Source organism: Peptoniphilus sp., from assembly GCF_034090345.1.
In the GTDB taxonomy this organism is placed as follows: Bacteria; Bacillota; Clostridia; order Tissierellales; family Peptoniphilaceae; genus Peptoniphilus.
On sequence record NZ_JAXDSS010000070.1, the window covers coordinates 1 to 8,709 of the forward strand.

10 protein-coding genes and 2 pseudogenes are annotated in these 8,709 nt (G+C 30.6%); 7 read left to right on the forward strand and 5 right to left on the reverse strand.

Features of this window, described 5'->3' with window-relative positions; all coding sequences use genetic code 11:
• Positions 1-154: 154 nt before the first annotated feature.
• From SOR77_RS06360 to SOR77_RS06370, 3 genes and pseudogenes are all read right to left on the reverse strand, one after another.
• Positions 155-465 (reverse strand): annotated as a pseudogene (locus SOR77_RS06360) (IS3 family transposase); the annotation flags it as partial.
• Between the two features lie 197 nt (positions 466-662).
• Entirely contained in the window at positions 663-785 is a 123-nt protein-coding gene (locus SOR77_RS06365) for a hypothetical protein (protein ID WP_320636311.1), read from the reverse strand.
• A 533-nt stretch (positions 786-1,318) separates the two neighbouring features.
• Positions 1,319-2,212 carry a LysR family transcriptional regulator gene (locus SOR77_RS06370; RefSeq protein ID WP_320636312.1) on the reverse strand — a complete coding sequence of 298 codons (894 nt, stop codon included), beginning with the start codon at positions 2,210-2,212 and terminating at the stop codon, positions 1,319-1,321.
• Between the two features lie 156 nt (positions 2,213-2,368).
• Between SOR77_RS06370 and SOR77_RS06375 the strand changes: the two genes are divergently transcribed.
• Both SOR77_RS06375 and SOR77_RS06380 read left to right on the forward strand, forming a co-directional pair.
• On the forward strand, positions 2,369-3,811 hold the full coding sequence (locus SOR77_RS06375; RefSeq protein ID WP_320636313.1) for a DASS family sodium-coupled anion symporter: 1,443 nt from the start codon (positions 2,369-2,371) through the stop codon (positions 3,809-3,811).
• A gap of 10 nt (positions 3,812-3,821) precedes the next feature.
• Positions 3,822-5,063: a 2,3-bisphosphoglycerate-independent phosphoglycerate mutase gene (locus SOR77_RS06380; RefSeq protein WP_320636314.1), complete on the forward strand. Its 1,242-nt coding sequence runs from the start codon at positions 3,822-3,824 to the stop codon at positions 5,061-5,063.
• A 441-nt stretch (positions 5,064-5,504) separates the two neighbouring features.
• On the opposite strand, the pseudogene tnpA reads toward SOR77_RS06380, so the two are convergent.
• Positions 5,505-5,738: pseudogene (gene tnpA / locus SOR77_RS06385) on the reverse strand (IS200/IS605 family transposase); the annotation flags it as partial.
• A gap of 170 nt (positions 5,739-5,908) precedes the next feature.
• On the opposite strand from tnpA, the gene SOR77_RS06390 reads away from it, so the two are divergent.
• The 5 genes from SOR77_RS06390 to SOR77_RS06410 all read left to right on the forward strand — a co-directional run bounded on the left by SOR77_RS06390 (position 5,909) and on the right by SOR77_RS06410 (position 8,257).
• Entirely contained in the window at positions 5,909-6,025 is a 117-nt protein-coding gene (locus tag SOR77_RS06390) for a CD1871A family CXXC motif-containing protein (protein WP_320636318.1), read from the forward strand.
• Entirely contained in the window at positions 6,018-6,923 is a 906-nt protein-coding gene (locus SOR77_RS06395; protein WP_320636315.1) for a 4Fe-4S binding protein, read from the forward strand. Before SOR77_RS06390 ends, SOR77_RS06395 begins: the two co-directional genes overlap by 8 nt.
• An 18-nt stretch (positions 6,924-6,941) precedes the next feature.
• Entirely contained in the window at positions 6,942-7,520 is a 579-nt protein-coding gene (locus tag SOR77_RS06400) for a TlpA disulfide reductase family protein (protein ID WP_320636316.1), read from the forward strand.
• 324 nt (positions 7,521-7,844) lie between these two features.
• Complete coding sequence (locus SOR77_RS06405) at positions 7,845-8,027, forward strand: CPBP family intramembrane glutamic endopeptidase (protein WP_320636317.1); 183 nt, start codon at positions 7,845-7,847, stop codon at positions 8,025-8,027.
• Positions 8,028-8,038: 11 nt separating this feature from the next.
• Positions 8,039-8,257 (forward strand): CPBP family intramembrane glutamic endopeptidase, encoded by a 219-nt coding sequence (locus SOR77_RS06410; protein WP_320636319.1) that lies wholly within the window; start codon positions 8,039-8,041, stop codon positions 8,255-8,257.
• A gap of 345 nt (positions 8,258-8,602) precedes the next feature.
• Here the strand turns inward: SOR77_RS06410 and SOR77_RS10245 are convergent.
• A partial coding sequence (locus SOR77_RS10245; RefSeq protein WP_414153390.1) for a transposase occupies positions 8,603-8,709 on the reverse strand: 107 nt, incomplete at its 5' end.

Here is an 8,709-nt window from a genome sequence, read left to right on the forward strand (position 1 = left end):
TTTTAATTTAGTTGTGCCAAAATTAGCTTACAAAGATTCATAAAATTGAATTTTTGAATATATTAAATTTTAAGATATTTTTTAGAAAAATATTAGCCATATCCTATCAGGAGGGGCTGATACACAAAACTTTTCACACTATCATTATAAAAAAATGATAATAGACTAAACTTCTTGTGACCCCAAGTAGTTTACACGCTGCACTAATGATATATTTATCTCTCTTCGAGATAATGAGGTCTATTTTTTGCTTAACAGTAGTGCTGCTTGCTTTAAAATAGCATTCTCCATTTCAAGTTGTTTTAAGTTTTTACGAAGTCTGATTATTTCTTTTTCTGCTCTATTATCATCAATGGTGAATGAACCAGTGTTATTATATTTAGTGACCCAATCTCTAATGGTAGACTTTGCTATGCCATATTCATCAGCTAGACCTCTGTAAGTCTAATTTCCCTGATTAAACATGTTTACTATCTGCTTCTTAAAGTTTTCATCGTAATATTTGCTATTTCAATGCCTCCTGATATTGTTATTTTTACTATATCATGTACGGTATTGATTTGTCCTATTTAGTGTAATCTATCCATAATGACTAAATTTATACTAATAACTAATTAAATTTTTACATTCAACCAATTCCTATGAGTATTACTTTTAATCGTTTATTTGGTTAAATTATCTATTATTTCACATAATCTATCCCCTACATCCGCTATAGAATTAAAGAGCTTATTCTTAAATCCCATAGCTCTTATTGGTTTCCAAATTTGTTCTATGGGATTCATTTCCGGTGTATAGGGGGTATGTAAATAATTTTATATTTTCCAAAATTTTAAGGATTTTTGATTTATGCCAACTTGATCTATCCATATAATAGTAAAGTTACATCCTTCTTGCATTGTTTAGAAACGTCTTTTAAAAAGACATTCATACAATTTGTATTACAATTATGATAAAACTAAAAAGAAATTTTCTCATGGTTGTGACTCTACTAATCCATATCCATATTTATAGTTTATTACATAATGGCAAGGTACTGATGGTCTTGTTTTGTTGTTACACTAACAGTATTTAGGCTTATTTATACGTCCAAATCCTGTTTCATCTTAAACAATTATTATTACTTTTATTGGTATTATCCTTTTCTAACTCTTCTGCTTTTGAGTTAATTTTTTGAGGGTTCATGACCTCCATCCATAAAAAGGGGTGGAAAGAATACTAAGCTATGCTGTACTATCTACGTGTTTTTTATATATTTTTGGTTTCACATCATTTATAAATGCATAATGCAATAGAAGTGAGTGTGACGCTATAGTCACTATTTTACATAGATGTTCTTCGCTAATGCTAAGAATTCCGTGGCAGCAGGTGTAAGTTGAAGATATTTTATATAACTATACTGAATTTTTCTGATAAATTTGATGTCCTTAAGTTCTATAGCTTTTAATAAGCCTAGTTCAAGCTCTCTTGATATAGATTTTTCAGATATGATACTAAAACCTATATTATTGATAACTGCTTCTTTAATCGCTTCCTGATTGTTAATTATTATCTTATGTGAAAAATCATAGCCGTTTTTATCCAATATTTCTTTGATAAATGAATCTTGAGATGACTTATCTCCCTTACTAATGTACTTTTGATTTTTTATATCTTGGAATGTACATCTATCTTTTTGGGATAAAGCATTGTTTTTTGAAACTATAACTTTTAATTCATCTGTTGTTAAATCTTGTGTTATAAGATTTGATTCGCTGCCTATAATATAATCAGATACAAAAATAAATTCTAACTCATTAGTTTCAAGCTGAGAAATAATGTTTTTTGAGGAGCTTATGGTCATTCTAATATCTATGTTTGGATATTTCTTTGTAAAAGCCTTTATTATTTTTGGCATAATATAGACCCCTATAAAATTAGTTGCGCCAAATTTTAGAGTGCCACTTTCTATATTTTTTATTTGTATTATATTTTCTTTTAGTAAATTATAGTTAGCTATAGTATTCTTTGCAAAATTATAAAAATACTCCCCTTCATGAGTTAAGAAAATCTTTTTTCCAATCCTATTAAACAACAAAACATTGAGTTCATTTTCTAAACTTCCTATTCTCTTACTCAAGGCTGGCTGACTGATGTAAAGTTGTTCAGCAGCTGATGTGAAATTTTGTACTTTAGCTAATGTCATAAAGCTATCTAATTTTTCTATATCCATTATTTCACTCTCCAAATCTCAATATTACAAAGTTTAAACCCATTCTATTCCTTTTATCTATTATAACAAAAAGCTATGATTATGATAAAGTTATTCTTTTGTTTTATGAAATCGTAACCCATATAATGTAATTACAAATTAATTTAGGAGGTTCGTATGAATAAAGATGTTTTAAAAAAGAATTTATTGGCTAATGTCGGTATAGTTTTATCAATTGTCGCATTTCTATTATTATTTTTCATGCCTTTGCCGGAAGGTATGTCTAGGGAAGGTCAAGTAAGTTTAGCACTTTTTACTTTTGCATTGATTATGTGGATTTCAAGACCTATTCCAATCTATTTAACTTCAATAATAATAATTTTATTATTACCTTTACTTGGAGCTGTTGAAAAACAAGATGTTGCCTTTGGTACACTAGGTTATGACATAATCTGGTTAATGGTTGCAGCATTTGTATTAACATCAGCAATGAGCGCATCAAACTTAGGACAAAGAATATCACTTACACTTGTAACAAAATTTGCAAAAACACCCACTCAAACATTAGTAGTTTTTGTAGTAGTAAATTATATCTTAGCATTTTTTGTTCCATCAACTACAGCCAGAGCTTCTCTTATAGCTCCTATTGCATTAATAATTCTTGAAGTATTCAAAGCAGTTCCTGGTAACAGCAAGTTTGGCAAATTAATGATGTTACAAGGAGTACAAAACAATGGTTTTGCAACTTCTATTGTAATGACTGCAACTTCTGCCCAAGTTTTAGCAGTTGGTTTTATCAATGAACAAGCTGGGGGGAACATAGGATATATGCAATGGTTAATGGGTTCAGTACCTCAAGCTGTATTAACTACAGTTTTTGCATTTATCGCTGGATTATTCTTATTCAAGTATAAAAATGAATTCACAGAGAAAACTGATGATTTTAGAAGAACTTTGTCACAACAATTAAGTGATTTAGGTCCTATATCAAGTAGAGAAATTAAAGCTGCAAGTATATTCCTTCTTACACTATTTTTATGGGCTACTGGAGATTACCAAAAAATATGGTGGGGATTTAAAATCAGTACAGAACAAACAGCAGTATTGAGTATGCTTTTATGTTTAATGCCAGGGATAGGGGTTATCAAATGGAAAGAAGCTAATATAAAATGGGATTTAATGATTTTCTCGGCTGGAGCTTATGCCGTAGGCAATGCAGTTAATGACACAGAAGCAGCTTCTTGGGTTATTAATGAATTAATTACTGCTACCAGCATAGATAAACTGCCGCCACAATTTGTAGCAATTGCATTAATTTTCATAACTGTATTTAGCCACTTAATATTTACTAGTAAGACTGTAAGAACTACTATAATTATTCCTGCTGTCATAGCGCTTTCAACACAACTTGGGATAGATTCTGTTCCGTTAGCATTAGCTTGCTCCTTCGGAATCGCCTACACGATAACTTTACCACCTCACTCTAAGGTAAATACTCTTTATTTCGGTACTGGTTACTTTACAGTTAAAGACGAATTGATATACGGATTAGTATCTTGCTTTATAGGATCATGTTCAATATCTTTAGTCTACTTTACATGGTTAAAATTCATATTATAGGAGGTCAGATTTGAAGAGTAAAATAATTCTTATGATAGCAGATGGTCTTGGAGATAGGGCTTGTGAAAGCTTAGGTTATTTAACACCTTTGCAATATGCTAAAAAAGAAAATTTAAATTATTTAGCAAAAAATGGTTCTTGTGGATTGATGGATTTATACAAATCGGGTGTTCCTGTAGGGACTGATTTAGGTCATATGATTCTTTTTGGATATTCGTTAAAAGACTATCCTGGAAGAGGCCCTATAGAAGCTTTTGGAAACGATATGGATTTAAAAGCTGGAGACATTGCTTTTAGATGTAACTTCGGAACTGTTGACAAAAACGGAGTGGTTATAGACAGAAGAGCTGGGCGTATTCGTGAAGGTACAAGAGCATTAGCTGAAGCTATTAACGGAATGGAAATAGAGGGCGTAAAAGTAATGTTTAAAGAAGCTACTGAACACAGAGCGGTTTTAATTTTAAGAGGAGAAAATCTTTCTGATAAAATTACTGATACTGACCCTAAAAAAGAAGGCTTAAAAGTAGTTACTCCAACCTCTAAAGATGGTAGTGAATCTTCAAAATTCACAGCAAGTGTTTTAGAAAAAATTCAAAAAGAATTTTATAAAATACTAAACTTTCATGAAGTAAATGTTAAAAGAGAAAGTGAAGGAAAATTCAAAGCTAACTTTATTCTTACAAGAGGAGCAGGTTTAATGCCTAAGCTTGATAAGACAGCTGAAATATACGGTGTAAAAGCCGCTTGTGTGGCTGCTGAATCTACTGTTCTTGGAGTTGCAAAACTCGCTGGATTCGATACAATATATGATGATAGTTTCACTGGAAACATCGATACTAATATTGATTTAAAGAGTAAATTGGCCGTTGAAGCTCTAAAAACTAATGACTTTGTAGTTCTTCACTATAAAGCTACTGACCTTATGGGGCATGATAATAACCCTATTAAAAAAGTTGAAGCTGTAGAAATTTACGATAAAATGGTTGGCCAAGTTCTTGAGTTAACTAAGGATATTACTGATTCAAACATAATATTCGCTCTTGCAGCAGACCACTCAACTCCTTGTGAAAGAAGAGAACACAGCGGAGACCCTGTTCCTGTAGTAATCAGTGGTAAAAATATAAGAACAGATATAGTTGGAATTTATGACGAAGTCTCAGTTGCACAAGGTGCACTTTGCAGATTAAGTGGAAATGAATTCTTCAATACTCTTTTTGATTATTTAGAAGCTACAAAAAAGCAGGGAAACTAATTAACTCAAATAACAGTGTAAATAAAAAACGGGAGTATTCTAAAAACCGCAAAATCGTGATTGAGACTCTGTAAAATTTTGGGGATGGATCCTCCTGATTATAGGAAAGAAAAAGTAATCAGGAGGAAATTTTATGTCAGCAGAAGCTCAGAAACAAAAATAAACAAAATATCTAAGCTGTTAATTGAAGAATCCTAACCAAAAATAGTATAAGAAATTTTAAAAACTCTTTAGTGAAGGAAGCTTTAAGGAAATACAAAAAAGACATTTCTAACATAGAGAAGCAAATAATATCGATATATGCAAAAGAAATACTCACACCGCCTAACAATATCTACAAGGCATTTCATTCGTTGAATATTATTGGCTGGGGCGGACCATTACAACAAGAGACATATCAAGTCATATAAAAGACATATATGGGGGTTCAGTGTCAGAAGGTATGAAGTTTGATACTGATATCTTTGGAGGTATCTTTAAAGCATGTGTGCACGGTCTGGCATTAAATGTCCTTTATTATTTCTATTTCTTTGCATTTATACAACTGTCGTAATATTTCTCCCAAACTATCTTTATATTGACTAAATATTATTTTTCGTATATTTTTGGCGTAAAGACAATATGATATTTATATAACCATTTTATATGTGACAATGAATTTGCTTTTTGTGTCACTTAAATCACGTTTCATTATTTTAGGTATAGAAATTTTTAATAAAAATTTTATATTTTGAATGGTATTTTTTGGTAAAATTATATATAATAAGGAGGCAAAAAATGTAAAAAAATTAGTTATTAAGTAAGGGGGTGTGATAGTGAGCGTAAAATTAAGAAAAATACTAGGCATATCGGCTGCTATTTTAGGGGTTATGTGCATTATGTATGGAGCACAAAGAGGAGAAGTAGATACAGTGTTGTCAAAAGCAATTAGAATTTGTTTGGAGTGTATAGGAATTGGTTAATAAAATAAAAGAAAAAAATTATTTTTCAAAAATTAGAACAAACCGTGGAACAGTACAAGGATTAGCTACGTTTATTACGAATATACATTTACCAAATTTTTTTAAAGGTACAATATATACAGGTAAAGCCAAACAAGTTTGTGTTCCAGGGTTAAATTGTTATTCTTGTCCTGGAGCAACAGGAGCTTGTCCAATAGGCTCTTTTCAAGCTGTAGTAGGAAGTGCTAAGTATAAGTTTTCTTATTACGTAACGGGATTATTAATTTTATTTGGAGTTGCAGTTGGTAGATTGATATGTGGGTTTCTTTGTCCATTTGGATTGTTTCAAGATTTACTTCACAAAATTCCATCTAAAAAACTTAGCACTGAGAAATTAAAATTTTTACGTTATATAAAATACATAATGCTAATAGCCGCAGTTTGGTTGCTCGGAGTATTTATAACAGACAAAATAGGGATTTCTGCGCCATATTTTTGTAAATATGTTTGTCCTCAAGGAATCTTAGAAGGAGGAATACCTTTATCAATAGCTAATACATCAGTAAGAGCTACACTAGGCAAGTTATTTGCATGGAAGTCTATGATACTAATTATTACGCTAATACTATCTATACTTATGTATAGACCATTTTGTAAGTGGATTTGCCCCTTAGGTGCATTTTACTCATTATTTAACAAAATATCACTTTATCAGTATAGTGTAGATGAATCGTTGTGTATAAATTGTGGGAAGTGTAAGAGAACATGTAAAATGGATGTAGATATGTCTAAAAATCAAACAGCATTAGAATGTATACGTTGTGGAAAGTGTGTAGATGTTTGCCCAACAGGAGCAATTTCAACATCGTTATCAAGATGTGTAAGTTGCAGTAAAAATAAAAAAGTAAGAGAAATTTAAAATGAGAAAGGTGAAAAAATGAAAAGAATTTTAAAAAAAACAATACTTTTATCAATGAGTTTAATTATGCTACTAGCATTAGTAGCTTGTGGAAACAATTCTAAAGGGGAAACAACCCTAACTAAAGACGGAAAGTTTCCAATATTTAAAGCGAGAGGACTAGACGGAAAAGAATATACAAATGAAACATTCAAAGAAAATGCAGTTACAGTAGCTAACTTTTGGTTTACAGGTTGTGGAGCATGTATAGAAGAAATGCCAGAGCTTGAAAGAATTAGCAAAGAATGGCTTGAAAAAGATGTTAAACTTGTAGGGATTTGTTCGGATGCCAATACAGAAGAAGGAGTAGCAGAAGCAAAGAAAATCTTAGCCAAAAGTGGAGTAACATATCCAAATTTAGTTATGCAAAAGGGAGAAGAAATAGACAAGCTTATGAGTACAATAGTTGCTTTCCCAACAACATTACTAATCGACCGTGAAGGAAATATAATAGGAGAGCCGATAGTAGGGGCAATAGATACAAAAGAGCAACAAGAAATGATAAACAAAAAAATAGACGATATACTAGCAAAAGATTCGAAAGAAGAAGTAAAATAGTTGGGGCAGACCAAAAATTCAAAGAAAATAATTAAATATTTATTGATTGTATTTATATTTACTATGTGTGAACTATTTATGTTGAATATATTATCAGACTTAATAGTAGAAGTGTTATAAAATGTATTTGAGGTAGAATTTAGAATATTTGAAAATCAATTTCAGCTCATTCAAGTAATTAGTGCAGTAATATTATCGGCAGTATATTTTTTATTCTATAGATATTTATTCAATAAAAGTATAGTGAAAAATATAGGAAAGATGACAATGAATAAAGTAATTATGTAAGCTTTAATGGGATTGAGAGTTTCAGGGGCAGCCTTAGTGTGGTTAAGTATTGCAGAAAAAATTTCTCAACTATTACAGTCATTTTATACATTTGAGAAATCAACCAAAGAAACTGTATCAGGCAATCCATGGCTATCTATTTTAATAGTGGTAATATTAGGTTCGATAATTGAAGAAATTATATTTAGAGGCATAGTTTTTAATGCACTAGAAAAATAGAAAAAGGTTGGATTCCGGTAGTAATATCTTCGCTATTGTTTGGATTATGTCATATGATACCAGTACAGATAGTATATACATTCTTAATGGGAATGGTTGCTGCGATAGTGTATAAAAATACAAGAACTCTGATATATCCTGTGATAATACATGTTGTAAATAATTTTTGCAACTCTATTACAGAAATAGTTCTGAGCCAAACATTAAGAGAAACAATAGATATATTATAGTTATTAATGATGCTGCCAATTATTTATTTTTTAATAAAGTTAAACCAAAAAACAGAATATCTAAAAGTTCTTTGTCAACTGTTGAGGGTGCTAATATTTTAAGATTAGCGCCTTCACTTTTTATCCAAATTTATCTTAATCATAATAACTTCGATAAGGGGTTAAATTTGGTTCTATGTCAAATATTGGGGAGGCTCATTAATACGAGTCTCTCTTATTATGTAAAAATCAACACATAGCAGCTAAAATAGATCCGAAACCAAAATAAACCAAAAACCACTAACAATAACCATAGCACACAAAACTCCAAGGAGTTTTCAAAAATTTTCATATTTTTTTTACCAACTATTTACAAGAAAGCATAATTCGCTTTCTAAACAAATTAAAATTTTTCATACCAAAACAATTTCTCTTTAAAGTCTTTATCTTAGTATGTGTCCCTTCAAGAGGAC

What these genes read in the sequence shown, in the direction of transcription:
- SOR77_RS06370 (WP_320636312.1), bottom strand. Translation starts at nt 2,212, where the DNA reads ATGGATATAGAAAAATTAGATAGCTTTATGACATTAGCTAAAGTACAA.
- SOR77_RS06365 (WP_320636311.1), bottom strand. Translation starts at nt 785, where the DNA reads ATGAATCCCATAGAACAAATTTGGAAACCAATAAGAGCTATGGGATTT.
- SOR77_RS06400 (WP_320636316.1), top strand. Translation starts at nt 6,942, where the DNA reads ATGAAAAGAATTTTAAAAAAAACAATACTTTTATCAATGAGTTTAATT.
- SOR77_RS06375 (WP_320636313.1), top strand. Translation starts at nt 2,369, where the DNA reads ATGAATAAAGATGTTTTAAAAAAGAATTTATTGGCTAATGTCGGTATA.